The 25,129-nt window shown below is 70.5% G+C and carries 23 protein-coding genes and 3 pseudogenes; 18 read left to right on the top strand and 8 right to left on the bottom strand.

What is annotated here, in order from left to right; translation table 11 throughout:
- Positions 1-128 precede the first annotated feature (128 nt).
- The 3 genes from ACZ5DS_RS07715 (at position 129) to ACZ5DS_RS07705 (ending at position 5,316) form a co-directional block, all read left to right on the top strand.
- Complete coding sequence (locus ACZ5DS_RS07715) at positions 129-3,350, top strand: bifunctional cytochrome P450/NADPH--P450 reductase (RefSeq protein ID WP_468234996.1); 3,222 nt, start codon at positions 129-131, stop codon at positions 3,348-3,350.
- A 160-nt stretch (positions 3,351-3,510) separates the two neighbouring features.
- Positions 3,511-4,557: a zinc-binding dehydrogenase gene (locus ACZ5DS_RS07710; RefSeq protein WP_468234995.1), complete on the top strand. Its 1,047-nt coding sequence runs from the start codon at positions 3,511-3,513 to the stop codon at positions 4,555-4,557.
- 108 nt (positions 4,558-4,665) lie between these two features.
- Positions 4,666-5,316, top strand: coding sequence for a TetR/AcrR family transcriptional regulator (locus tag ACZ5DS_RS07705; protein ID WP_468234993.1), 651 nt, complete (start codon positions 4,666-4,668; stop codon positions 5,314-5,316).
- On the opposite strand, the gene ACZ5DS_RS07700 is transcribed toward ACZ5DS_RS07705, so the two are convergent.
- Entirely contained in the window at positions 5,282-5,920 is a 639-nt protein-coding gene (locus ACZ5DS_RS07700) for a TetR/AcrR family transcriptional regulator (protein ID WP_468234992.1), read from the bottom strand. The two genes, ACZ5DS_RS07705 and ACZ5DS_RS07700, sit on opposite strands and share 35 nt — an antisense overlap.
- A gap of 138 nt (positions 5,921-6,058) precedes the next feature.
- On the opposite strand from ACZ5DS_RS07700, the gene ACZ5DS_RS07695 reads away from it, so the two are divergent.
- The 6 genes from ACZ5DS_RS07695 (at position 6,059) to ACZ5DS_RS07670 (ending at position 12,908) form a co-directional block, all read left to right on the top strand.
- Positions 6,059-7,204 carry a VOC family protein gene (locus tag ACZ5DS_RS07695; RefSeq protein WP_468234991.1) on the top strand — a complete coding sequence of 382 codons (1,146 nt, stop codon included), beginning with the start codon at positions 6,059-6,061 and terminating at the stop codon, positions 7,202-7,204.
- On the top strand, positions 7,201-8,139 hold the full coding sequence (locus ACZ5DS_RS07690) for a fumarylacetoacetate hydrolase family protein (RefSeq protein WP_468234989.1): 939 nt from the start codon (positions 7,201-7,203) through the stop codon (positions 8,137-8,139). The genes ACZ5DS_RS07695 and ACZ5DS_RS07690 overlap by 4 nt, the downstream gene beginning before the upstream one ends.
- Entirely contained in the window at positions 8,136-9,737 is a 1,602-nt protein-coding gene (gene mhpA / locus ACZ5DS_RS07685) for a bifunctional 3-(3-hydroxy-phenyl)propionate/3-hydroxycinnamic acid hydroxylase MhpA (RefSeq protein ID WP_468234988.1), read from the top strand. Before ACZ5DS_RS07690 ends, mhpA begins: the two co-directional genes overlap by 4 nt.
- Before the next feature lie 16 nt (positions 9,738-9,753).
- Positions 9,754-11,787 carry an acetoacetate--CoA ligase gene (locus tag ACZ5DS_RS07680; protein ID WP_468234987.1) on the top strand — a complete coding sequence of 678 codons (2,034 nt, stop codon included), beginning with the start codon at positions 9,754-9,756 and terminating at the stop codon, positions 11,785-11,787.
- Positions 11,784-12,131 (top strand): DoxX family protein, encoded by a 348-nt coding sequence (locus tag ACZ5DS_RS07675; RefSeq protein ID WP_468234985.1) that lies wholly within the window; start codon positions 11,784-11,786, stop codon positions 12,129-12,131. Before ACZ5DS_RS07680 ends, ACZ5DS_RS07675 begins: the two co-directional genes overlap by 4 nt.
- Before the next feature lie 72 nt (positions 12,132-12,203).
- On the top strand, positions 12,204-12,908 hold the full coding sequence (locus ACZ5DS_RS07670) for a hypothetical protein (protein ID WP_468234984.1): 705 nt from the start codon (positions 12,204-12,206) through the stop codon (positions 12,906-12,908).
- Between the two features lie 81 nt (positions 12,909-12,989).
- Here ACZ5DS_RS07670 and ACZ5DS_RS07665 read toward each other — a convergent pair.
- Both ACZ5DS_RS07665 and ACZ5DS_RS07660 read right to left on the bottom strand, forming a co-directional pair.
- Positions 12,990-13,261, bottom strand: a pseudogene (locus ACZ5DS_RS07665) (4-hydroxy-2-oxovalerate aldolase); the annotation flags it as partial.
- Positions 13,262-13,556: 295 nt separating this feature from the next.
- A complete protein-coding gene (locus tag ACZ5DS_RS07660) occupies positions 13,557-13,877 on the bottom strand; it encodes a transposase (RefSeq protein WP_468235123.1) in 321 nt (106 codons plus the stop codon).
- Positions 13,878-13,938: 61 nt separating this feature from the next.
- Between ACZ5DS_RS07660 and ACZ5DS_RS07655 the strand changes: the two genes are divergently transcribed.
- The gene (locus tag ACZ5DS_RS07655; RefSeq protein WP_468234983.1) at positions 13,939-14,292 is read left to right on the top strand and encodes a hypothetical protein; all 354 of its coding nucleotides are present in this window, start codon (positions 13,939-13,941) and stop codon (positions 14,290-14,292) included.
- Positions 14,293-14,579: 287 nt separating this feature from the next.
- On the opposite strand, the gene ACZ5DS_RS07650 is transcribed toward ACZ5DS_RS07655, so the two are convergent.
- The 4 genes and pseudogenes from ACZ5DS_RS07650 to ACZ5DS_RS07635 form a co-directional block, all read right to left on the bottom strand.
- Positions 14,580-15,149, bottom strand: coding sequence for an HNH endonuclease signature motif containing protein (locus tag ACZ5DS_RS07650; protein ID WP_468234981.1), 570 nt, complete (start codon positions 15,147-15,149; stop codon positions 14,580-14,582).
- A gap of 62 nt (positions 15,150-15,211) precedes the next feature.
- Positions 15,212-15,700 (bottom strand): GNAT family N-acetyltransferase, encoded by a 489-nt coding sequence (locus ACZ5DS_RS07645; protein WP_468235122.1) that lies wholly within the window; start codon positions 15,698-15,700, stop codon positions 15,212-15,214.
- Between the two features lie 135 nt (positions 15,701-15,835).
- Positions 15,836-16,297 (bottom strand): annotated as a pseudogene (locus ACZ5DS_RS07640) (cation transporter); the annotation flags it as partial.
- Positions 16,297-16,612, bottom strand: a pseudogene (locus ACZ5DS_RS07635) (ArsR/SmtB family transcription factor). The pseudogenes ACZ5DS_RS07635 and ACZ5DS_RS07640, both read right to left, overlap by 1 nt.
- A 434-nt stretch (positions 16,613-17,046) precedes the next feature.
- On the opposite strand from ACZ5DS_RS07635, the gene ACZ5DS_RS07630 reads away from it, so the two are divergent.
- Positions 17,047-18,621 (top strand): S8 family peptidase, encoded by a 1,575-nt coding sequence (locus tag ACZ5DS_RS07630; protein ID WP_468234980.1) that lies wholly within the window; start codon positions 17,047-17,049, stop codon positions 18,619-18,621.
- A gap of 326 nt (positions 18,622-18,947) precedes the next feature.
- On the opposite strand, the gene ACZ5DS_RS07625 is transcribed toward ACZ5DS_RS07630, so the two are convergent.
- Entirely contained in the window at positions 18,948-19,346 is a 399-nt protein-coding gene (locus tag ACZ5DS_RS07625) for an ArsR/SmtB family transcription factor (RefSeq protein ID WP_468234979.1), read from the bottom strand.
- A gap of 96 nt (positions 19,347-19,442) precedes the next feature.
- Here ACZ5DS_RS07625 and ACZ5DS_RS07620 point away from each other — a divergent pair, with 96 nt between their 5' ends.
- From ACZ5DS_RS07620 to ACZ5DS_RS07590, 7 genes are all read left to right on the top strand, one after another.
- On the top strand, positions 19,443-21,419 hold the full coding sequence (locus ACZ5DS_RS07620; RefSeq protein ID WP_468234977.1) for a heavy metal translocating P-type ATPase: 1,977 nt from the start codon (positions 19,443-19,445) through the stop codon (positions 21,417-21,419).
- Positions 21,420-21,625: 206 nt separating this feature from the next.
- Positions 21,626-22,102 (top strand): Fur family transcriptional regulator, encoded by a 477-nt coding sequence (locus tag ACZ5DS_RS07615; protein ID WP_468234976.1) that lies wholly within the window; start codon positions 21,626-21,628, stop codon positions 22,100-22,102.
- Between the two features lie 8 nt (positions 22,103-22,110).
- Positions 22,111-22,320: a hypothetical protein gene (locus ACZ5DS_RS07610; RefSeq protein ID WP_450868766.1), complete on the top strand. Its 210-nt coding sequence runs from the start codon at positions 22,111-22,113 to the stop codon at positions 22,318-22,320.
- A gap of 9 nt (positions 22,321-22,329) precedes the next feature.
- Positions 22,330-23,352, top strand: coding sequence for a CobW family GTP-binding protein (locus ACZ5DS_RS07605; RefSeq protein ID WP_468234975.1), 1,023 nt, complete (start codon positions 22,330-22,332; stop codon positions 23,350-23,352).
- Positions 23,349-24,374 (top strand): WD40 repeat domain-containing protein, encoded by a 1,026-nt coding sequence (locus ACZ5DS_RS07600; RefSeq protein WP_468234973.1) that lies wholly within the window; start codon positions 23,349-23,351, stop codon positions 24,372-24,374. The genes ACZ5DS_RS07605 and ACZ5DS_RS07600 overlap by 4 nt, the downstream gene beginning before the upstream one ends.
- Positions 24,371-24,772, top strand: a complete 402-nt coding sequence (locus ACZ5DS_RS07595) for a (2Fe-2S) ferredoxin domain-containing protein (protein ID WP_468234972.1) — start codon at positions 24,371-24,373, stop codon at positions 24,770-24,772. The genes ACZ5DS_RS07600 and ACZ5DS_RS07595 overlap by 4 nt, the downstream gene beginning before the upstream one ends.
- Complete coding sequence (locus ACZ5DS_RS07590) at positions 24,759-25,121, top strand: ArsR/SmtB family transcription factor (protein ID WP_468234971.1); 363 nt, start codon at positions 24,759-24,761, stop codon at positions 25,119-25,121. Before ACZ5DS_RS07595 ends, ACZ5DS_RS07590 begins: the two co-directional genes overlap by 14 nt.
- Positions 25,122-25,129 lie beyond the last annotated feature (8 nt).

The raw sequence follows: 25,129 nt of genomic DNA, 5'->3' as shown, positions 1-25,129 counted from the left end.
GCACTCCACTTTCCGTACCGCGTATGGTTCCAATTCCATACGGCGTATGTTTCCGTACGGCGCCACGGCATCGACCTGCGCAGCGCGCCCTTGCCCACCCCCTCCACCCCTCCGCAGAGGAGCAAGACATGACCACGCACTCCGCGAACGACCTTCGCCCCATCCGGTCCCCGCGCGGGATCCCCCTCCTCGGCAACACGCCGCAGATCCCCGACACCAATCCGGTGGAGTACTTCGGTGAGCTGTCCAAGCAGTTCCCCGAGGGCATCTACGGCATGGACATCGCCGGCATCGAGCAGGTCTTCGTCTACGACCCGGACCTGGTGGCCGAGGTCTGCGACGAGACGCGGTTCTTCAAGCAGATCGACAAGACGCCGCTGAGCCATGTGCGGGACTACACGGGGGCGGGCCTGTTCACGGCCCACCAGCACGAAGAGGAATGGGCCATGGCCCACCGGATCCTGCTGCCGGCCTTCAGCCAGCGGGCCATGAAGACCTACTTCGGGCAGATGCTGGAGATCGCCCAGAACCTCGTCGGCAAGTGGGAGCGCCGGGAGGGTCAGCCGGTCAACATCACCGACGACTACACCCGGCTCACCCTGGACACCATCGCCCTGTCCGGCTTCGGCTACCGGTTCAAGTCCTTCGACAAGGAGGAACTGCACCCCTTCCTCAACTCGCTGCTGGAAGCGCTGATCGAGTCGATGCGGCGCTCCCAGGAGCTGCCGATGATGACCAAGCTCCGCAAGGCGGACGACAGGAAGTACCGCCAGAACATCCAGCTGATGCGCGACCTGGTCGAGAGCGTGATCAAGGAGCGCCGCGAGGGGAAGGGCACCGGCGAGGAGGACCTGCTCGGCCTGATGCTGGAGGCCACCGACCCGGAGACCGGCAAGCTGCTGGCGGACGACAACGTCCGCGACCAGGTGGTGACCTTCCTGATCGCCGGTCACGAGACCACCAGTGGCCTGCTGTCGTTCGCCACGTACTCGCTGATGCGCAACCCGCACGTGCTGGCGCAGGCGTACGCCGAGGTGGACCGCCTGCTGCCCGGTGACACGGTCCCGGACTACGACACGATCATGCAGCTGGACGTGATCCCGCGGATCCTGGAGGAGACCCTGCGCCTGTGGGCTCCGATCCCGCTGATCGCCAAGGCGCCCATCGACGACACCGTCATCGGCGACCGGTACGAGCTGAAGAAGGGAACCAGGGCCAACATCCTCATGGGCGCGCTGCACTCCCACCCCAAGGCGTGGGACCGGCCGGAGGAGTTCGACATCGACCGGTGGCTGCCGGAGAACCGCGCCCAGCAGCACCCGCACGCCTACAAGCCGTTCGGCAACGGTGTGCGTGCCTGCATCGGCCGGCAGTTCGCGCTCACCGAGGCCCGCCTGGCGCTTGCGCTCGTGCTGCAGAAGTTCAGGTTCTCCGACACCACCGACTACAAGATGGACGTCCGCGAGGCGCTGACGCGCAAGCCCGGCGACTTCCAGTTGGTCGTCCGTAAGCGTCCGGACCACCAGCGGACCGTCTTCGGCGCCACGGACCTGCAGACCGGCGACACGCAGGCGCAGGCAGCGGTCAGCGGTGTCGGTGTGAACCTGACCGTCGCCTACGGCTCCAGCCTCGGCTCGTGCGAGGACCTGGCCCGCACCATCGCCGACCGCGGCGAGCGCTCCGGCTTCGGCACCACCCTCGTCAGCCTGGACGAGCTGGGTGACAACCTGCCCTCCGAGGGCCTGCTCGCCGTCGTCGCCGCCAGCTACAACGGCAAGGCCCCCGACAACGCCCAGCGCTTCGACGACCTGCTGGCCGCCGGACTGCCTGAGGGTTCACTGTCGAACGTGCGGTACGCGCTGCTGGGCGCCGGAAACACCCAGTGGGTGGCCACCTACCAGGCATTCCCCAAGCGGATCGAGGAAGGTCTGCTGGCGGCCGGCGCCACCCCCATCGTCGAGCGCGGCATCGCGGACGCCGCCGGTGACTTCGACGGCATGGCCACGCGGTGGATGGACAACCTGTGGGCCACCCTTGCTGAGGAGTACGCCGCCGACACCTCCCAGGCGAGCGGCCCCCGTTACCAGGTCCAGCTGCTCACCGAGTCCGACGTGCGTCCCGCCATCGTCTCCGAGCAGGCGTACCCGCTCACCGTGGTGGCCAACGAGGAGCTCGTGGCCGACGCGACCGGCCTGTGGGACTTCAGTATCGAGCCGCCGCGCCCGTCCGCGAAGTCCATCACTTTCGAGCTGCCCGAGGGCGTCACCTACGACACCGGCAACCACCTGGCCGTCTTCGCCAAGAACGAACTCGCCCTGGTGGAGCGTGCGCTGAGGCGGCTCGGCGTCGACTACGACCAGGTGCTCCGGCTCGACCAGCCGGCCGGTGGCCGCACGCATCTGCCGGTCGGCACCCCGGTCACCGCCGGCATCCTGCTCACCGAGTTCCTGGAGCTGCAGGACGTGGCCACCCGGTCCCAGATCCAGACGCTGGCCGAGTACACCGAGTGCCCGTGGACGCGGCCGCAGCTCCAGGCGTACACCGCCGACACCCAGGAGGCCGAGGAGCGCTACCAGAAGGAGATCCTCGGCAAGCGCATCTCGGTGCTGGGCCTGCTGGAGCGCTTCGAGGCGATCGAGCTGCCGCTGGCGGTGTTCCTGGAGATGACGGGCCCCATCCGCCCGCGCTTCTACTCCATCTCCTCCGCCCCGTCGGCCAACCCGCGCCATGTGCGCCTGACCGTCGGCCTGCTGGAGGGCCCGGCCCTGTCCGGCGACGGCCAGTACCGCGGCACCTGCTCCTCCTACATCGCCGGCCTCGAGCCCGGGGACGTCGTCTACGGCTACGTCCGCGTGCCCTCCCCGACGTTCGCCCCGCCCGCCGACCCCGCCACGCCGCTGATCCTCATCGGCCCCGGCACCGGCATCGCGCCGCTGCGCGGCTTCCTGGAGGAGCGGGCGACACAGCACGCGAACGGCACTCAGGTGGGCCTGTCCCAGGTGTTCGTCGGCTGCCGCCACCCGGAGCACGACTACTTCTACAAGCAGGAGATGCAGGACTGGGAGCAGGCCGGGATCGCGCAGATCCACACCGCCTTCTCCGCGGTGACCGGCCACCCGGCCCGGTTCGTGCAGAACGCCATCGCCCATGCCGCCGACGCGGTGTGGCAGGCCATCGAGGACGGCGCGTACATCTACGTCTGCGGTGACGGCCGCCGCATGGCCCCCGCCGTCCGCGAGGCGCTCGCCGCCATCCACCGCCAGAAGACCGGCAGCGACGACGAGAGGGCCCAGCAGTGGCTCGCCCAGCTCGAAGCGGACGAGCGCTACCAGCAGGACGTCTTCGCCTGACTGTCGCATGCCGTCAAGGCGCGTCGGCCCCCAGCCGCCGGGAGGCGTGCGGACGTCCTGCCTCCCCCGCACGCCTCCCGGCCCCACCAGCCATTCAGACACCCCATGGCACCCATGGCTCGAACCACGGGGCCGTGCCGCTCACAGAAAGCAGATCACCATGGACACCATGCTCGCCGGACGCTTCCACCTGGACAGCAAGAAGTTCGCCGTGGAAGAGGTCCCGATCCCCGTGCCGGGCCCGGGCGAGGTCCTCATCGAGGTCAAGGCCGCCGGCGTCTGCCTCTCCGACGTCCACCTGCTCGACGGCTCCCTGGTCCCGCTGTTCGCCACCTCCGACACCATCACCGTCGGCCACGAGGTCTCCGGTGTGATCCACACGCTCGGCCCCGACCTCAAGCGCGGCCTGCCCGTCGGCACCCGCGTCACCCTGGAGGCCGGCAAGAGCTGCGGCACGTGCGCCGGGTGCGTGCGCCACCGCCCCTGCACCCAGATGCTCACCGCCGGCATCGACTACGACGGCGGCTGGGCCGAGTACGTCGTCGCCCGGGAGGACACCCTCATCCCCATCCCCGACAGCCTCCCCTTCGACCAGGCCGCGATCATCCCCGACGCGGTCTCCACCCCCTACGCCGCCGTCGTCGCCACCGCGGGCGTCCGTGCCGCCCAGTCCGTCGGCGTCTGGGGCGTGGGCGGGGTCGGCGCGCACAACGTACGCCTCGCCCGCCTGGTCGGCGCCGCCCCGATCATCGCGGTCGACCCGCTGCCCAGCGCACGCGAGCGCGCCCTGGCCTTCGGCGCGGACCTCGCGCTCGACCCGGCAGCCCCCGACTTCGCCGACCAGGTCCGCGCGGCCACCGGCGGACGCGGCCTGGACTTCGCCTTCGACTGCGCCGGCGTCCCCGCCGTCCGCGACCAGGCCGCCTCCGTGCTCGGCCTGGGCGGCTCCCTGATCCTGGTGGGTATCACGCCCCGGCCACTGACCATCACCGAGGGCCTGACCTTCAACTACCTGCAGAAGCAGGTGCGCGGTCACTACGGCGGCTTCCCCGAGTCCGTCTCCGAGCTGGTGCAGCTGACCGCGGCCGGACGCCTCGACCTGGCCCCGTCCATCACCGACCACATCCCGCTCATCGAGGCCGCCGACGCCGTCCACCGACTGGAGAACAAGATCGGCGACCCGATTCGCCTCATCCTCGTCCCCTGACGCCCGTCAGCAGGACGACAAGCCACCCTGGGCAGGGGTGAGTGGGCGCCGGTGCGTGAGGGAGCACCGGCGCCCACGGCTTTCCGGCAACCGTGGAGAGACAGAACCATGCAGACGACCGACACCCCGGGCCGTACTGTGCAGCGCAAGGATGCTCACTCCAACCGCAGACGCATCCTCGCGGCCGCCCGGCGGAAACTGCGGGAGGACCCGGACGCGAGCCTCGACAGCATCTCTCAGGCGGCCGGCATCGCCCGGCGCACCCTCTACGGACACTTCCCCAGCCGGCATGCGCTGATCGCCGACCTGACACAGGAAGCAGGCCATGAACTCCGGCAGGCGTTCGCCAGAGCCCGTACCGCGGATGCCGACCCGGTCGAGGCGATGACACGGATGGTGCTGGCGGCATGGACGGCGGGCGACCACTACCGCATGCTCATCACCTTGGGTCGGCGCCATCTGGGAGAGGACGAGATCCGCACCACCCTGGCACCGGCCCGCGCAGAAGCCGTCGCAACCCTATGGTGCGGTCAGCGTGAAGGCGTCTTCGCGGACCACCTTCCAGCACCCGTCCTCGCCCAAGCACTGGAGGCACTCATGCTGGCCCTCGCCGAGGAGAACGCCGCATGCCCGTGGGCGGACCCCACTGGTGAGGCCGCGGCAACCGCGTTCCTCGTCGCCGCCGGCGTAGCACCACAGAGGGCCGCGCTTCAGGTGCAGGAGGTCATCGGGCGAGACCGGGCAGCGGGCGACGGGTGACCTCGTGCGCGTCGTCCGCAGCGAGGCCGAGCATGCGCAGGACCATCTCGGCCAGGTCGGAGGCGGCCTCGTCGCCGTCGAGGTCCGGGCGGTCCAGCCGGAGAGCCACCAGGGACAGCAGGGTGCCACCCAGGGCGGACAGGGCGGTGGCCGCGTTGCCGCAGGTGAAACGACCTGAGGCGATGCCGATCTCCAGGTCGCGCAGGGCGCGTGGGGCGAGGCCGCGGTCGGCGTGGATGTGCGCCAGGCCGCGGTCGCGCAGGATCCGCATGAGTTCCGGGTGGGAGTCGGCCATCCGGGCGGTGAGCCGGAAACCGGCCGCGACCAGCTCGGCCGGGTCGTCGATGCCTTCCACGCACGCGTCGATGACCTGCCCGAACTCCTCCAGGGCGTCCGTCACCGCCGCGTCGAACAGCTCCGTCTTCGACTCGAAGTGGTTGTAGAAGGACCCGAAGCCGACATCGGCGCGCTCGGCGATGGCCTGGATGCTCGCGCTCGTGTCCCCGGTTTCCGCAAGGATCTGCCGGGCCGCGCGAACGAGCGCCTGGCGGGTCTCGGCACGGCGTCGCTCGAAGCGGTTCTTGGGCGGGGCTGACGTCGGCATACGGCCCAGTGTAACCGCCGCAGCGATGACACTGCCATTACTGATGAGATCCTCAATTATTTGGGCTGCACCTATTGACGACGAGAAACGGCAGAGTTGATGATTTCCTCATTACGGCAGTGTTGCTTGGAGGACACCATGTCCCACATCCCCGTTGACAAGGGCGGTCCTCTGACGCCCCACCAAGACCTCCACAGTGAGCAGGGCGCCCTGCGCGGTGAACACCCCGGACGAGCCCGGAATCCGGTGATCAAGGTGGCGGATCTGGCCTGGCTGGAGTTCGAGAAGCCGGACCTGGACCGGGCCGAGGTGTTTGCCCGTGACTTCGGATTCGCCGTCGCCGCCCGCACCGAGCGGGAACTGTGGCTGCGCGGCACCTTCGCGGGCTCCCCCTGCATGGTCATCCGCTCCGGGTCGGCATCCCGCTTCATCGGGCCGGCGTTCCGCGCGGCCGAACGGGGCGATCTGGACCGGCTCGCCCGCGCGACCGGTAGTGAGGTCCGGGACATCGACGTACCCGGCGGCGGACAGTCGGTCACCCTGCTCGATCCCTCCGGCTTCCCGGTCCGGGTCGTGCACTGCGTCCAGCAGCTGCCCGCCCTGCCCGAGCAGCAGCCGCTGATCCTCAACACCGGCGTCGAAGGCCGCCGTACGAACGCCACCCAGCGCCCGCCCCGCGAGCCGTCGCGTATTCAGCGGCTCGGGCACGTGGTGCTGGAGACACGGGTGTTCATGCGAGCCCTGAACTGGTACCTGGACACCCTCGGAATGATCGTGTCCGACTTCCTGTTCCTGGACGGGCAGCGCCGGCGCGGGCCGACCATGGCCTTCATCCGCTGTGACCAGGACAGCACGCCCGTGGACCACCACACCCTCGCCCTGCACCTCGGGCCCGGCACCGGCTATGTCCACTCCGCCTACCAGGTCACCGACCTCGACGCGATCGCCGCCGGCGGGGAGTACCTGGCCGAGCGCGGCTATCGGCGCAGCTGGGGGATCGGCCGGCACATCCAGGGCAGCCAGCTCTTCGACTACTGGCGCGACCCCGACCGCTTCATGCTGGAGCACTTCGCCGACGGCGACCTGTTCTCCTGCGATCTCGAACCCGGATGGGCGCCTATGTCGGCGAGCGGTCTCGCGCAGTGGGGGCCGCCGGTCACCCGCGACTTCCTGGGCGCCAACCCGTCCCCCGCCAAGCTCCGCGAGGTCATGACGGCCCTGCGCGGCGACAACGAACTCGACCCCGCACGCCTGCTGGGCCTGATGAAAGCGATGAGCTCATGAGCACCAACGTTCTGCGCACCACCGACGGCTGGTGGGCCGTCCGGGACGAGCGCGCCGTCCGCATCGAGACCAAGGCGGTCACCACCGCCGAGCTGATCGCCGACCGGGACGCGGTCCGCGACGCCGCCGCCTCCGGCGCCAGCGGCACACCCGTCGCCGACCTCGTGGCGCTGCCTCCGGTCACCACCCCGTGCCGGGTGGTCGCCCAGATGGTCAACTACCGCAGCCACGCCAAGGATTCGGGGTTCACCGGCGACATCCCGCCCACCTTCTTCCGCAAGGCGTCGGGCTCGGTCAGCGGTCCGCACGAGCCGATCATCCGCCCCGCGCACGTGAAGTTCCTCGACTACGAGGTGGAACTCGGCCTCGTCATGGGCGCGCCGCTGCCCGTCGGCACCGTCGTCGAAGAGCAGGACCTCCCCCGCCACGTCGCCGGCCTCGTCCTCACCAACGACGTCAGCGCCCGCGACGTCCAGCTGACCAAGACCCAGTTCTACGAGAGCAAGTCCTACCCGACCTTCACCCCGACCGGTCCCTACCTGGCCCTGCTGGAGGACGAGGACTTCGCCCATCTGCTGAACCTGCGACTGCGGCTGAACGTCAACGGAGTACCGCGCCAGGACCGCACCCTCGCCGACATGATCGTACGACCGGCGCAGGCGCTCACCCTGCTCGCCCGCTTCCAGGCCCTCGACCCGGGCGACCTGCTACTCACCGGCACACCCGGCGGCACCGCCCTGAAGGCCCCGCCCAAGCCGGTCGAGAAGATCGCTGCCCTGCTGCCGCCCGCACTGAAGTGGAAGGCGTTCTTCAAGGGCCAGGCCAAGAACCCCCACTACCTGCAGAACGGTGACCTCGTCACCGCCACCATCGCCACCCCCGACGGGCGCATCGACCTGGGTGAGCAGCGGACCGCTGTGGCGGACGCGACGTGAGCGCCGCATCCCGGAGGCCGGTGGTCATCATCGGTGCGGGACCCGTCGGAGTCACGGCCGCGCTCCTGCTCGCCCGGTACGGGGTGCGCAGCCTGCTCCTCGAACGTCACCGGGACGTCTACCCCCTGCCGCGTGCCGTCGTCGTGGACGACGAGGTTCGCCGGATCCTGCAGAGCGTCGGTGTCCACGAGGAGTTCGCCGCCCTCGCCCGGCCGGCGCCCGGGTTGCGGCTGCTGGACGCCCGGCGCCGCGTGATCGCCGAGTTCCCGCGGTCCCTGCACGGCCACCACGGCTTCCCCCAGACCAGCATGTTCGACCAGCCGGAGCTGGAACGGCTGCTGCGCGACGCCCTGGCCCGTCGCCCCGAGTGCGAGCTGCGGGGCGGGGTGGAGGTCGTGTCCGTCAACCAGGACACCGACGGAACGGCTCCGGTCCGGGTCACCTTCCGCAGCGACGGCAGCGACGAGGACGAGCACGTGTGGGCCGACGCCGTCCTCGGCTGCGACGGCGCCGGCAGCCTCACCCGCGACGCCATCGGCGCCGTGTGGGAGGACCTGCACTTCGAGGAGAGCTGGCGGGTCATCGACGTACGCACCAGCCTCCCGGTGCGCACTTGGGAAGGCGCCGAGCAGATCTGCTGCCCCACCCGGCCGGCCACCTTCATGCGGGTCGGCGAGGACCGCTACCGCTGGGAGTTCCGGCTGGACGACGACGAGTGCCTGGACGGCCCGCAGGGGCGGGAGCAGCTGCACGAGCTGGTCGCCCCCTGGGTCGACCTGCCGTCCGCTGCCCACGGGGGCGACGACTTCGAGGTGATCCGGCAGGCGCGGTACACCTTCCGGGCCCGCCTCGCCGACCGGTGGCGCCGGGGACGCGTCTTCCTGCTGGGCGACGCGGCCCACCTCACCCCGCCCTTCATCGGGCAGGGCCTGTGCGCAGGACTGCGCGACGCCCGCAACCTCACCTGGAAACTCGCCCGCGTCCTTCAGCAGGGCGCGGACGACCGTCTGCTGGACACCTACCAGCAGGAGCGCAAGCCGCACGCCCGCCACGTGATCCGTGTAGCGGTCGCCGTCGGCTGGGCCATGACCGGGGGGCAGGACCGCGGTGCGGCCCTCCGACGGGCCGTGGTGGGCGCGGTATGCCGCGTCCCCGGCGTGACCGCGGCGGTGAGCCGCGACCTCAGCCCCGCACTGACGGCCAATCCGCTGGTACGGCGCCGCCCCCGGCTGACCGGCCGTTCACTGGCCGGCACCTTCTGCCCACAACCCTCTGTGCTGTACGACGGCAGGCGAGAGCGCCTCGACGACACCCTCGGGGACTCCTTCGCCCTGCTGACCGCTGTGCCGCCCACCCCGCGCATGACGGGCGTGGCCACGGCCCTGGACGCCTCCGTGATCCATGTCGACGACCTGGACGACGACGGCACCCTGGCCGCCTGGCTGGCACGCGGCCGGGCCGACGCCGCCCTGCTGCGCCCCGACCGCGTCGTACTGGACACCGTCCCCACCGGCACCGGCCACTTCACGGACGCCGCCGCCTGGGCTCCCCTGCTGCACACGGCCCGCCGCCCCGCCGAAGCCCCGCCCGCACCCTGACGAGGAACACCACACCATGACCACCCCGCACGCCACGCCTTGTCCGGAGCCCTTCCTTCCGCCCGACCCCGAAGCGGCCGTCGGCAGCCGCATCGCGGACTTCGCCCGCTGGGCCGCCCGGCACCAGGGCGCCGACGGCGTCCAGGACCCCACCGACTACCAGGCCCTGCACCACTGGTCCGTCACCGACCTGGAAGGCTTCTGGGCCGCGGTGTGGGAGTACTTCGACATCGACGCCGCCACACCGTACGAGCGGGTGCTGGCCGAGGAGACCATGCCCGGCGTCCGCTGGTTCCCCGGCGCCACCCTCAACTACGCCCACCACGCCCTGCGCAACCTGCACCCGGACGCACCCGCGATCACCGCGCTGGACGAGACGGGAGCCGCCTACGAGATCACGGGACGACAGCTGCGCGCCCGGGTCGCCTCGGTCGCCGCCACACTGCGCGACCTGGGCGTCGGACAGGGCGACCGGGTGGTCGGCTACCTGCCCAACACCCCCCACGCCGTCATCGCCTTCCTCGCCACCGCAAGTCTTGGCGCGGTGTGGTCGGTGTGCGGCCAGGACTACGCGCCCAAGGCTGCGGCCGACCGTTTCACCCAGCTGGAACCGACGGTGCTCGTCACGGCCGACGGCTACCTCTTCAACGGCACCCGCCACGACCGCCGCGCCGCATCGCTCGAACTTGCCGGTGCCCTTCCCACACTGAAGGCCACCGTGCTCGTGGATCACCTGGGGCTCGCCTGGCCCGAGACTCGGCACCCGCAGCTGACGGTGCCCTGGGAGGACGCGGCCACCCGCACCGAGTACCTCGCCATCACGCCGGTCCCGTTCGACCACCCGCTGTGGATCGTCTTCTCCTCCGGCACCACCGGCCTGCCCAAAGGCATCGTCCACGGCCACGGCGGCGTCCTGCTGGAGCATTTCAAGACCCTCGGCCTGCACTGCGACCTGGGCGTCGGGGACCGCCTGCTGTGGTACACCACCACCCACTGGATGATGTGGAACCTCGTCGTCTCCACCCTGCTGACCGGCGCCACCACCTGCACCTACGACGGCAGCCCCGCACCGCAGGCGCGCCCGGACATCCTGTGGCAGCTGGCGGCCCGCCACAAGGTCACCGTCTTCGGCACCAGCCCCCAGTACCTGCTGGCCATGGCCAAACTGGGCATCGAACCCTCCGTGCACGACCTGTCGGCCGTCCGCGCCATCGGCAGCACCGGCTCCACCCTGCCCGCATCCACCTACCCGTGGGTCCGCGACCACGTGGGCGCCGGTATCCAGTTGGCCTCCACCAGCGGCGGCACCGACGTCGTCTCCGCCTTCGCCGGAAGCGCACCCACCACCCCGGTATGGGCGGGTGAGCTGTCGGCCCCCAACCTCGGCGTGGCGCTCGCGGCGTACGACGGCGCGGGACGGCCGGTCGTCGACCAGGTCGGCGAACTGGTCGTCACCCGCCCGATGCCCTCCATGCCGCTGTACTTCTGGAACGACCCCGACGGCACCCGCTACCGCGACGCCTACTTCACCGCCTACCCGGGCGTGTGGCGGCACGGCGACTGGATCACGATCACGGGTCACGGCTCGGTGATCGTGCACGGCCGCTCCGACGCCACCCTCAACCGCAACGGCGTGCGCCTGGGCAGCGCCGACATCCACGACATCGTCGAACGCCTCCCCGAGATCACCGAAGCCCTCGTCATCGGCGCGGAGGAATCCGACGGCGGCTACTGGATGCCGCTCTTCGTCGTCCTCGCGGACGGGCACGTCCTGGACGATGCCCTGCGCGAGAAAATCCGCGACGCGATCCGCACCGGCGCCTCACCCCGCCACGTCCCCGACGAGATCCTCGCCGTACCGGCCATCCCGCACACCAGGACCGGCAAGAAACTTGAGGTCCCGGTGAAGCGCCTGCTCCAGGGGGCGCCCGCCGAGCAGGTCCTCAATCCCTCCGCGGTCGACAACCCCGACCTGATCGCCTACTTCGCCGGCCTGGGAGCCAAACGCCGCCAGGCCCCTTGTCCGCACACCCCCGAGGGCGTCTCGTGATCCTCTCCACCTCGCTGACCTGTCTCATCGCGTTGATCTTCGCCTTGCTGGGCGCGGCCAAGATTCTGGCCCTGGGTCCGATGCCCGAGCTGGCCGCCCACGCCGGCTTCACCACCGCGGCCTACCGGGTCATCGGCGGGCTGGAGCTGGCGGGCGCCATCGGCGTGGCCCTCGGCCCGGTCGTACCGCTGTGCGGCGGGCTGGCCGGTATCGGGCTGCTGATGCTGCTCGCCGGTGCCGTGACGACGCACGTACGCAAGGGCGACGGGCTGACCAAGCTCCTCCCCGCGGTGACATGCGCGGCCCTGGTCGCCTGGTATCTCGTACTCCTCGCCGGCCTCTGACCCGTTCCGGGAGACTGTCGGCGGCCACTCGTCCTGTTAGCGAGCCCACGGCGGGGCTGGCAGACTGACTCTGTGGTTCCGCTGATGGTCGCGGCGGATCAGATCGCGTCCTCATCGCTTACCGGCGCCAGTGTGGTGTCAGTCTGCGCACTGCTCTTCACCGTCGCGTCGTTCTGGTGGCTCAACGCCCGACAGGGACGCCTGCAGGCGTGGGAACCTCATTCCTTCGCGGCCATCGTCCACGGTTCCACGGCACGCCTACGACTGCCGCTCGTCCTGCACAACACCGGTCCCAAACCGATCGTCGTGCAGGACCTCATCCTGACCTTCCCCGATGAGCCCGCCTCTCATCTGCCACTCCTGTGGGTGTCCTCCCCGTCCCGGCTCCAACCGGGGCCGGACGAGGAGGCGAAGTTGCCCGCCGGATTCGTCGTGTCCGGCAGAGAAGCGCAACAACTCTTCCTCGAGTTCGAGGCACCGTTTTCCGGATTCCTCCCGGAGGCCCGTGACTACAAGGCCCAGATACAGGTGCGGGTCGGCCACCGCAAGGGTTGGCGGCCCCTGCTGACGTTCAGCTTGAGGGCCGCCAACATCATCGATCCAGGTCGCTACACCGTCTACAACAACGCACCGGTCGAGCTGACGAAGGAAGACCAGAGGAGAGCGGATGCCGCGCTCCTCGAACTGCTGGAAGAGCACGGGGACGACTCCCCTCCGGGCGGCAGGAGACAAGGAGACCCTCCGAATGACGAAGGTGACGCCGACACGAACCGCTGATATCGCCGTCCGTCCTCTGACGTGGACAGCGGTGGCACCGGCCCCGCCGGGCCACCACAGCCACCGCACCGATCACTCGCGTCAGTCGACGCAACCGGCCGCCGCGAGGTCGAGCGCAATGTCCGTGATCATGCCCGCCTGGCCGCCGACCATCCTGCGCCGGCCGGTTTCGATAGGGATCGCCCGGGTGTCCAGGCCGTGACGGCGCGCCGCGGCAACGGCGTGCCGGAGGAACCCGGAGTACACGCCCGCGTACCCGAGGGCGAGCATCTCGCGGTCCACCCGCACCTCGCGGGCCTGCAGGGGGGCGGACGATGTCGGTCGGCAGCGTCCATCAGGCAGAACAGGTCGCAGCTTCCGCGAATGAACAGCCTGCGGACGAGAAGCCCGTGCGCCCCTCGGCGGGGGCAGGCATAGCCTCAGACACCTCCAGGGGCGTTCGGCTTTGCGGGGGCGAAGGCTATGACTGTTGTCGCCAAGGGCCCCGGCCGGATTTGCCGTAAGACGTGCGTCATCACTGTGCCCTCGTGTCGAGTGCTCGGTGGAGGAGAACCCGAGGGGCAACGGTGCCGACGCCGGGGCTGCAGCACACCCGCCCGGAAGCCCCCGCCGGCCGCGTCTGCAGGGGCTTGCCGTCGAACGCCTCTCTCACACGCCCCTATAACGGGGGATCGGTAGGTACCGTTCTGAGCAGGTTGAAGACCTCTCGGGCGGCATGTCGATTGAGGCATCGGATGATCTCAGCCCGGTCTTGCCCTCTTGGGTACGGCGTTTGTAGCACGCCTGGGTGCGGGGATCGACGCGCAGCCGGGTGAACACGATGCGGTGCAGGGCAGCGTTGGCCTGCCGGTCGCCGCCATGGTTGAGCCGGCGCGAGGTACGACGGCAGGAGGAGCACTCGATGGGACTGACTCCGCACCAAGCGGCAAAGGACGCTTCGGTGCTCAGCCGCTCGGGACTGCCCCCCATGGTGATCAAGAGAGTGACGGCCTGTCCGGGCCGATACCCACCGGTATGAGCAGCTGCGTGCGTGGCGTTCGACGAGCCGGGTCAGGCGCTGGCTCAGCTCATCGATCTGCCCGGTGAGCTGTTCGATGCGCTCGGCGAGCATGCGCAGGGTCATACGGGTGACCTGGGCTATGACCAGGACAGCCTTGAGCTGATTGATGGCCTGGGTGCGGTGCGAGCCTTGACCGCGGAATCCTTGGCGAGTTTGAACAACCGGGCGCTGTGCGCCGGACCGTCGCCCGTTTTGGCCCTGGCCCGGGCGCGGCCATTGAGCACGTCCCGCGCAGCAGCCTGCGCGTCGAGCGGGTCCGACTTCCCGAGCAGACGGCGAGCGGTGCGGTCGGGCCGGTTCACCTCATACACCTGGACCTGCTGAGCAGCAGGTAACGGGACAGGACCCCTCCGAAGGTGCCGGTGCCCTCCACACCGGCCCGGCGCACCTTACCCAGCTTGCGGGCCCGGGCGAGCAGCCGACGGTAGCCGGTCGCTGTGGCCGGAAAAGCCACAAGGGCCCAGGCCAACCTGGACCGTCGTACGCATGTCCGGCGGCCAAGCCCGCGTGATCCCTGCGCCGCTCCAGCAGTAGACGCAGCACTTCCGGCGCACGTGTCCCGAGCGGGCGCGTCGCTGCTGCCCGAGGCACGCGGCCTCGGGCAGTCGGCTTCAGTCCCGGCCCTTGCCCCGCAGCGCTTGGTGACGTCGCAGAGCCACCGCCCGGAGCCGCTCCCTCAGCTCATCCTGGTCTGCGCCACGAGTCTTGTCGGCATGGCAATTAGGGCAGAGGGCAATCATCGCGCTCGGGTAGTCGCGCCCACCTGCCGCATGGTTGTCGATGTGATCGACTTCGAGGAGCGGTTCTCCCGTCGTCGTGCGATACGGCAGATCCGGCAGAAGACACTCCGGGTTCTCACAACGGCCTTCGCTGCGCCTGAGAACTGCCCGTCTCGCGCCGTCGTCCCGTTCACGGCGCTCTGTCGTCGTCTCACGGCGGACCTCGTGCCCGCCCGCTGCTTCACACTCCAACAGTGTGTCGCATGCGGCGTTGTAGGCAGCCTCTGTTTTCTCCAAGCCGAAAGCATCAGTCGTCCCGCTCCTTGAGGGCACGACGGCATCGTCGACAACCAGTACGCTCTTCACCCCGACGCCAAATCTCCCGATCGCACCAGCACGCATTCGGGACATGGCCATTCTGCGGATCGTCCCGGCGGCTGCTTCGCTGATCGGCTCGTCCAACGGCTCTGCATGCCGGCCACCATGCAAGCGAAGCCGGGTGCCCTGCAAACCGGCAAACCGCGTCATTCCGAAGACACGCGAAACTCGAATTCGGGACGGTCCCACGGCACGGCGGGCGGATTCGCGAGCGCGGTCCCGATCCGCACTGCACCTGCGCGGTGGTAGAAGTCCTCGGCGGGCAGATGCGACACGACCTTGACACGGTCGAGCCCGGCGGCACGGGCCTCGGACTGCATGTGCGCGACGAGCAGCCGTCCAATACCCCGTCCTTGCGCTTCGTCAGCGACGAACAGCAGGTCGAGCTCCGGTGGAGCGAGGACGAGCGAGTAGAACCCGAGGACCCGGCCTCCATGCTCGTCGGCGCCGACGGCCACAAAGGCGCGGTGGGCCTCGATGTAATCAGGCCCGACTCGGTAGCCCGCGACTGCGGCTGCGTACTTACCCGCGTAGGCGCCTGAGCCACGCACGAGCCGCGTGAGCCGTTTGGCATCCCGCGCAACGGCCCTCCGTATCGTGATCGGCTGGCTGATCGGGGAAGTGCGTGAACTCATCGGGAGAGTATTTCGCACCGGGGCGTGCCGCCGTGCGGCGGGTCGGCTGCTCGGGCAGGATTCCTGCACCGCTCCCGGGGACCGCCTGCCCAGGCCCCGATCGACCACGTCACTGCCGCCGCATCGACCGCCCGGGGCGACCGCCGAGGCAAAGCCGAGTTCCCGGCCGGGCCGGCGCGGAGCTGGGCCGCGGACAGCAACGGCATGACCGCCAGGGGCAGGGCGGCGAGGGCGACGCCGGGGATGGAGCGTTCCTCCTCGCCGGTGCCGACCAAGGCGCGGACGGCGTCGACGCTGAGACAGGCGGCGAGCGCGAAGAAGGACACCGTGATGATCCGCAGGCTGGTCTTCTCGCGGGCCTGGCGCACCGCGTGGTCGGCCGCGGAGAACTGCCTGGCAAGCGGCAGCCGATGAGACGTCGATGACGGAGTCCAGGCCGAAGCCGATCAGCGCGGTGGAAGTGGCGAGAGCGCCGGCGGTGACGGCGACGATCGCCTCGATCACGTTGTAGGTGAGCGTCGCGGCCACAAGGAGGCGTATGCGGCGGGCGAGGAAATCGCGGCGTGCCGGGGGCGGTTCGAGGTATGTCGCGGTCATCAGCAGCACCCCTGGCCGTCGGCATCGGCGCATGTCCGGTCCGTCTTGATGGCCACCACGACGGTGCGCAGGTCGTCCAGCGCGTGATCGACTCGTTCGTCGGCCAGCTCGTAGCGGGTGCGACGTCCATCGGGGATGGCCACGACCAGGCCGCAGCCGCGCAGGCAGGCAGGCAAGGTGGTTCGACAGCCGGGTGCGGGAGATCCCGAGCGCATGGGCGAGATCGGCTGGGCAGGCCGGAGCTTCGCGCAGGGCGAGCAGGATACGACAGCAGATCGGGTCGGCGAGCGCGCGGCCGAACCGGGCAGGGCGCAGCGGTCCTTGCGGCGTACCTCCTGCGCCTCGGCCGGTTCATCGAGACCGGTCCGAACGCTGGTGACGCACCGAAGGGGTCAGCGGTGGGCCGTGCCGGCGCACCTTCGCTTGCGGCCTCGCGAGGTGGGAGGCGGGACTGGAGACCGTGCCGACCGCGGTCGGTCATCAACAAGCGACTGTCACCAGCACTTTCCCCACACACACCAACCGATGGGGTGTCATGTCCGGTGTGACACGTCTGTTACGTCTACGCAGAGCCCTTGTGCGATTCCTTTAGAGGGCTCAATCTTTCGACTGACGCACAGGAGAAGCACAGGCGAGGGCCCGATGGAAGTCCCTGAACTTGACATGCTCACGACCGATTAACTCGCCGTGTCGTTTCGGTGCCCGCACTACCCCCACTAGCGCACCACCGATTGAGGAGGATCCCTCAGATGGCAGTGATGCGTCATTCCAGGCGAAGACTGGCCGCGATCAGCGCGACGGCCACCGCGATGCTCGTCGCAGGCCTCGTCTCCGCCGTCCCCGCCGACGCGGCTCCAGCCGCTCCCGAAGGCCGCATCCAGTACGAGGGGGCGGCGAACTCCGTCGCCGGCAGCTACCTCGTGACCCTGAAGGCGAACGCGGCGAAGGCCGGCTCCGCCGAGGGCCGGGCCCTGGCCAAGCGCTACGGCGCCACGATCGAGCGCACGTACCGCAAGGCCCTGAACGGCTATGCGATCGAGGCGTCCAAGGCGGAGGCAAAACGATTCGCCGCCGACCCGGCCGTCGCGTCCGTCGTCCAGAACCGCACCTTTCACATCGACGCGACCCAGACCAACCCGCCCTCCTGGGGCCTGGACCGCATCGACCAGAAGAACCTCCCGCTGGACAGCAAGTACACCTACCCGGACTCGGCCGGGCAGGGCGTGACGGCGTACATCATCGACACCGGTGTCCGCATCACGCACACAGACTTCGGCGGGCGCGCCTCCTACGGCTACGACGCCGTCGACAACGACAACACCGCCCAGGACGGCAACGGCCACGGCACACACGTCGCCGGCACCGTCGCCGGAAACTCCTACGGCGTCGCCAAGAAGGCGAAGATCGTCGCCGTGCGCGTGCTGAACAACTCCGGCTCCGGCACCACCGCCCAGGTCGTCGCAGGTATCGACTGGGTCGCCCAGAACCACTCGGGCCCGTCCGTCGCCAACATGTCCCTCGGCGGCGGCGCCGACAGCGCTCTCGACACCGCAGTCCGCAACGCCATCGCCTCCGGTGTCACGTTCGCGGTCGCGGCGGGCAACGACAGCGCCAACGCCTCCAACTACTCCCCCGCGCGGGTGAGCGAGGCCATCACGGTCGGCTCGACCACCTCCAGCGACGCTCGCTCCAGCTTCTCCAACTACGGCTCCATCCTGGACATCTTCGCGCCGGGCTCCTCGATCACCTCGGCCTGGAACAGCAGCGACACCGCCACCAACACCATCTCCGGTACGTCGATGGCGACACCGCACGTCACCGGAGCAGCAGCTGTCTACCTGGCCGACCACCCCGGCTCCACCCCCGCGCAGGTCGCCTCGGGACTCGTCGCCGCCGCCTCCACCGGCGTCGTCGGCAACCCCGGCACGGGCTCACCCAACCGCCTGCTGAACGTCGGCGGCGGCACGACGACCCCGCCCGGCCCGCGCTTCGAGAACACCACCGACTACGCGATCAACGACAACTCGACCGTGGAGTCCCCGGTCACGGTCAGCGGAGTGACGGGCAACGCGCCCGCCGCCCTCGCCGTCGAGGTCCACATCGTCCACACCTACATAGGCGACCTCCAGGTCCAGCTGATCGCCCCCGACGGCACGGCCTACACCCTCAAGGCGTATGGCACCGGCGGCAGTTCGGACGACATCAACACCACGTACTCGGTCAACGCCTCCTCCGAGGTGGCCAACGGCACGTGGAAGCTGAGGGTCAGCGACAACGCGGCCCTGGACACCGGGAAGATCGACTCCTGGGCGCTCCAGTTCTGACGTTCACCCCGTGAAAACCTCGTCCTCGCGTCGAACGGCACCGGGTCAGTGACCCAGCCCGCCGCGAGGACGAGGCGTGCCTCCCGCGCTGCGGTTGTGAACCCGGTGGCCCTCCCTGCGCCGACGGTCGCCGGAAGCTCAACCGGTCCGGCTGGCCAACGGGCGGATGCGGGCGTCAGCAGCCGAGGGCGAGTCCCCGCCTCCTTGGCGATGCGCGTCACACGATGCGTCATTGGGGTATCGAAGGCGTGAGCGCCCGCGGGGCCCCAGATACTCCAGCAGGCATCGCCCTCTCAGCCGAGTTGTGCCGCCCGCCGCGCCTCTGATCAACGGCTCACGCCGAGCGTGGCCTCCTCCGCCGGGTCCGCGTCCGCGGCATCGCTGAGTCCGAGCCGCAGGTGCTCGATGTGGTAGACGGCCTGGTCGAGGAGTTCGGCGACGTGGTTGTCGTAGAGCGCGTAGATCACCGAGCGGCCCTGGCGTCGGCCGACGACCAGGCCGAGGTTGCGCAGCAGGCGCAGCTGGTGGGAGCAGGCGGACTGTTCCATGCCGACCTCGGTGGCGAGTTCGGTGGCGGGGCACGGACCCTCCCGCAGGCGGGAGAGGATCAGCAGCCGGGAGGGGGTGGCCAGGGCCTGAAGGGTGGTGGCCACCCGGTCGGCGCTGTCCGCGTCCAGGCGCGTGCGCGGGACGGGGTTGTCGGCGGGAGCTGCTCCATGGCCCATGGTGGCCATCATACAAGCAACACTTGAAGAGGTCTTCATATGTACCTGTATGGTGGTCGAGTCGAACCGTCCTGCCCTCCCGAAGGGTTCTTCGTCATGTCTTCCACCCTGACCGAGCGGCCCGCGCCCGCCGCGACCTCGCGCCCGGACGCCCCCTCCCGGCGGCGAACCCGGGTCTTCGCACTGCCCGAGGCCCGTTGGGCCGCGGCGGCCACAGTGCTGTTCCTGCTCGCACTCCCGCTGCAGCTGACCGGCGCACCCGCCGGGATGTGGGGATCGCTGTACGGGCTCGCCTACGTTGCGGGCGGTTGGGAGCCGGCGCTGGCCGGACTGCAGGCGCTGCGGGAGAAGACCCTCGACGTCGACCTGCTGATGATCGTGGCCACACTCGGGGCGGCAGCCGTCGGACAGGTCATGGACGGCGCCCTGCTGATCGTCATCTTCGCCACCTCCGGCGCCCTGGAGGCCCTGGCCACCGCCCGCACCGCCGAATCGGTTCGCGGACTGCTCGACCTCGCCCCGGCCACCGCGACCCGGCTGCACGACGACGGTACCGAGGAGACCGTGCCCACCGCCGGGCTCGCCGTCGGGGACACGGTCCTGGTGCGGCCCGGCGAGCGGATCGGCGCCGACGGGCGGGTGCTGGACGGGGCGAGCGAGGTGGACCAGGCCACCATCACGGGCGAGCCGCTGCCCGTGGCGAAGGAACCGGGCGACGAGGTGTTCGCGGGCACCCTCAACGACACCGGCGCACTGCGGATCAAGGTCGAGCGGGACGCCTCGGACTCGGTGATCGCCCGGATCGTGCAGATGGTCGAGGAGGCGTCGGAGACGAAGGCGCCGACCCAGTTGTTCATCGAGAAGGTCGAACAGCGCTACTCCATCGGCATGGTGGCGGCCACGCTCGCCGTGTTCGCCGTGCCGCTCGCGTTCGGCGCCGCGCTGACCGGGTCGTTGCTGCGGGCCATGACCTTCATGATCGTCGCCTCGCCGTGTGCGGTCGTCCTGGCGACCATGCCGCCGCTGCTGTCCGCGATCGCCAACGCCGGACGGCACGGTGTCCTCGTGAAGTCGGCCGTAGTGATGGAGCGCCTCGGCCAGATCGATACGGTCGCTCTGGACAAGACCGGCACGCTCACCGAGGGCACCCCGCGCGTGACCGACGTCCGTCCGCTGTCCGGATCCGGGCTGACGGAGGGAGAGTTGCTGCGGCTCGCCGCGGCGGCCGAGCACCCCAGCGAGCATCCGCTGGCCCGCGCCGTCGTGAACGCCGCCCGTGCCCGTGGTCTCGCCCTGCCCGTCGCGGAGGACTTCACCTCCACCCCAGGCGCCGGAGTCACCGCCACCGTGAACGGCCGCGAGATCGCGGTCGGCTCCCCCGCCCGACTGCTGTCCGGTGCCGAGGGCGCGCACACCGCCGTCGCCGCCGAAATGGAGGACGGCGGGCGTACCGCGGTCCTGGTGGTGGCCGACGGCACGCCGGCCGGGGTTCTGGGCATCGCCGACCGACTGCGGCCGGACGCCGCCGCCACCATCTCATCGCTCACCTCACTCGCCGGAACGCCGCCGACGCTGGTCACCGGTGACAATCCCCGCGCCGCCGCCCACCTGGCGGCCGAGGTCGGCATCACCGACGTCCGCGCCGGACTGCTCCCGCAGGACAAGGTGGCCGCGGTCAGGGAACTGGAGCAGGCCGGCCGCAAGGTCCTGGTCGTGGGGGACGGCGTCAACGACGCGCCCGCCCTGGCCGCCGCCCACACCGGCATCGCCATGGGCCGAGCCGGCTCTGACCTGGCCCTGGAGACCGCCGACGCGGTGATCGTGCGCGACGAGCTGGCCACCGTGCCCGCCGTCATCGCCCTCTCCCGCCGGGCCCGCCGCCTGGTGGTGCAGAACCTGGCCATCGCCGCCCTGTTCATCTCCGGCCTGGTCGTCTGGGACCTCACCGCCGCCCTCCCCCTGCCCCTCGGCGTCCTCGGCCACGAGGGCTCGACCGTCATCGTCGGCCTCAACGGCCTGCGGCTCCTGCGCGAGGCCGCCTGGACCCGGGCCCGCACGGAGGGCCAGCCCTGACTCGCCCAGCCCCACGGCCCGCCGTACCCGCGCAGGTGCGGCGGGCCGTTGCCGTCTGATTGCTCCGGCAGCACTGCTGAACCCGGGCGATGCCACCCACCCACACATGACCGGGCGTTCATATGGACATGGATTTCATTTCCATCTACGGTGGAGCGTGCCGACCCGGCACAAGCCATAGGGGGTGATGCGCCATGGGCGGCCGGATGACCCGACAACGCAAGGCCGTCACGCGCGCACTCGCGGGCTGCCAGGACTTCGTCTCGGCCCAGGAGTTGTACGCCCTTCTGGTGTCCGGCGATCACGCGATCGGCCTGACCACCGTCTACCGCGCCCTGCGCGAGCTGGAGGCGGACGGCGGCGTCGATGTCGTACGCGACGAGGCCGGCGGGCGGCTCTACCGGCTGCGCCCCGCCGACGGACACCGCCACTACCTGATGTGCCGCGACTGCGGTCGCAGCCGGCCGGTGGACTCCGAGGTCGTCGAGGAGTGGGCGGGCCGGATCGCCGCCGACACCGGCTTCACCGCGGTCGAGCACACCGTCGAACTCACCGGCGTCTGCGCCGACTGTCTGGCCCGCACAGACGGAGGCCGGCCGTCCGGGAACGAAGGAGAAGAACCCCCATGCCACTGGGATCGCGCCCCGGGCCCCCGGGGCCCAGTCCACAGTTGCGCGAGCTGAAGGAGACCGTGCGCACTCTCCTCGATCTCGACGACGACACCGCCGTCCTGATCCGCCAGCTCGCCTGTACCGAACCGGGCTGCCCGCCGCTGGAAACGGTCGTCGTCGTGCTGCCGATGGAGGGCGACGCCCGCCGCTGGACCCTGCACCGCCCCGCCGACCAGATCACCGAGGACGACCTGCGAGCCGCCCTGCTCGCCGCTGAACAGCACGACTAGGAGACCGACTTGACCACCCCCGTAACCGAAGAGCCACGCGATGAACGGGTCCCCGTCACCGTCCTGACCGGCTTCCTCGGCTCCGGCAAGACCACCCTCCTCAACCGCATCCTCACCGAGAACCACGGCCTGAGGATCGCCGTCATCGAGAACGAGTTCGGCGAGGTCGGCATCGACGACGCCCTCGTCCTCGACGCCGAGGAGGAGATCTTCGAGATGAACAACGGCTGCATCTGCTGCACCGTGCGCGGAGATCTGATCCGCATCCTGGGCGCGCTGATGCGGCGCCGCGAGAAGTTCGACCACATCCTCATCGAGACCACCGGCCTCGCCGACCCCGCGCCCGTCGCGCAGACCTTCTTCATGGACGACGAGATCGCCGCCCAGCTGCGGCTGGACGCCATCGTCACGCTCGTCGACGCCGCCCACGTGCTCCAGCACCTGGACGAGATCAAGCCGGAGGGCGTGGAGAACGAGGCCGTCGAGCAGATCGCCTTCGCCGACCGCGTCGTCCTCAACAAGACCGACCTGGCCGACGAGGAAACCATCGGACAGGTCGTGCGCCGCATCCGGGCCATCAACGGCGGAGTGCGGATCATCCCCGCGAAGCACGCGCGCATCAATCTGCACGAAGTGCTGGACGTGGGCGCGTTCGACCTCGAGCGGGTACTCGCCGACGATCCCGCCTTCCTCACCGAGACCGAGCACCAGCACGACACCACCGTCACCTCGGTCGGCATCGAGTTGGCGGGCGAGCTCGACGAGGACCGTCTCAACACCTGGCTCGGCACCCTGCTGCGCACCAAGGGCGTCGACCTCTTCCGCTCCAAGGGCATCCTGGCCATCGCCGGAGCGCCCAAGCAGTACGTCTTCCAGGGCGTCCACATGCTGTTGGACGGCACCTTCGGACGCGACTGGTGCGAGGGCGAACCCCGCACGAACAAGCTGGTGTTCATCGGCCGCAACCTCGACCGCGAGGCCCTCGAACGCGGTTTCGCCGACTGCCTGGCCACGGCGGGAGCGGCCGCGTGAGTACGACGGTTCAGTCCCCGCTCGCCTGGGAGGCCGGCGTCGACGATGCACCCGTCGCGCTCAGTGCACGAGGTGATCTGGTCGCCGTCGCGGGGGCCGAGGGGGCCGTGAAGGTTCTCGACGCGGCGATGGGCGCCGAGATCGGGGCGTTCGAGGTTCCCGGAGGTGCACTCGCGGTCGCGCTCTCCCCGGATGCCGGGCACGTGGTGGCGACCGGACCGATGGGGTACGCGCTGTGGCGCCGCTCCGACGGGCGCACGACGGTGCGGGAGTCCGGCGCCTGGTCGGCGGCCGCCGCCTGGGCCGACGGCACCCGGGTCGCGGTCGCCTCTGGCCGCCGCGCACTCGTACTCGACGCGGACGGCGGCGAGTTGTGGCGTACTGAGCCCGCTGCGTCGACCGTCACCGACCTCGCCTGGATGCGGCAGGGGCGGCGCCTGGCCGTGGCCGCGTACGGGGCCGTGCGCTGCCACGAGCGGCACACCGAGAAACCGGTCGCCACCTACCCCTACGTCGGCTCGCACCTCGCACTCGCCGTCGCACCCACCGGGAGGTGGATCTGCAGCGGCAACCAGGACGCCTCCATCCATATCTGGAGGGCGCGAGACGGCGGCGAACTCACCATGTCCGGCTACCCGGAGAAGGTCTCCCGGCTCGCCTTCGACGACACCGGCTTCTGGCTGGCCGCCGACGGCGCACCGGACGTGACCGTGTGGGACTTCTCCGGCAAGGGCCCGGAGGGCACCGCACCGCGTTCGCTCCGCTGCCACGAGACGGTGACCGCGCTGGCCTGGCGGCCGGGCGCGGCCGGGCATCTGGCGAGCGGCGGCGCCGACGGCACCGTAGCCCTGTGGCACGCCACGGCCGGGCGGCCCCAGGCGCGCCTGCGGCCCGTGCGTGAACTGGACGGCACGGGCGCGGCGGTCGCCGCACTGGCCTGGGCAGGCCCGCACCTGCTGGCCGTCGCGTGGCGGGACGGCCGGATCCGGACGTACGGCGTGCCGTCCCGGACCGCGCTGTGAACCGGTCCGTCATCCGGGCGGCCGCTCCCCGCCCCTGCACGCTCGTCGTGTGCCGGGGCTGCTGCTGCGGCAATCCGCGCAAGCACCCCGGCACCGACCACGCCTGGCAACTGGACCGACTGCGCGCCGGCGCGGCGGAACACGGCTTCCAGGTCCGTACGACGGACTGCCTCGGCCCCTGTGACCAGGCCAACGTCATCGTCGTCCAGCCCTCAACCGCCGGGCGCCGGGCCGGAGGCCGCGCGGTCTGGGTGGGCTTCGCCCTGGACGACGACAGCACCGACGACCTGCTGCGCTGGGCGCAGGCGGGCGGACCCGGCATCGCCGAACCGCCCGCCACCCTGGCCCTCCAGCTGATCCGCCCACCGCGCGAGGCCCGCGCCCGTGCACGCCGATGACCTCGACGCCGGCGGCCGCGACGTCCTCGCGGCCGCCCGGCTCGACGAAGCCACCGCCGCCTCCGTCGCCACGACACTCCAAGCCCTCGCCACACCGTCCCGCCTGCTGATCCTCACCACCCTGCGGCAACGCCCCTACCCCGTCGGCGAACTCGCCCGCGCCGTCGGCATGGAACAATCTGCCGTCTCCCACCAACTGCGCCTGCTGCGCGCCCTCGGCCTGGTCACCGGCCGTCGCGACGGCCGCCGCATCGTCTACAGCCTCTACGACGACCACGTCGCCCAGCTCCTCGACCAGGCCGTCCATCACATCGAGCACCTGCGCCTCGGCGTACGCGACCTCGGCTGACGCACAGC

Source organism: Streptomyces sp. NPDC031100, assembly GCF_055570785.1.
This window is presented reverse-complemented; position numbering and strand designations above follow the sequence as displayed.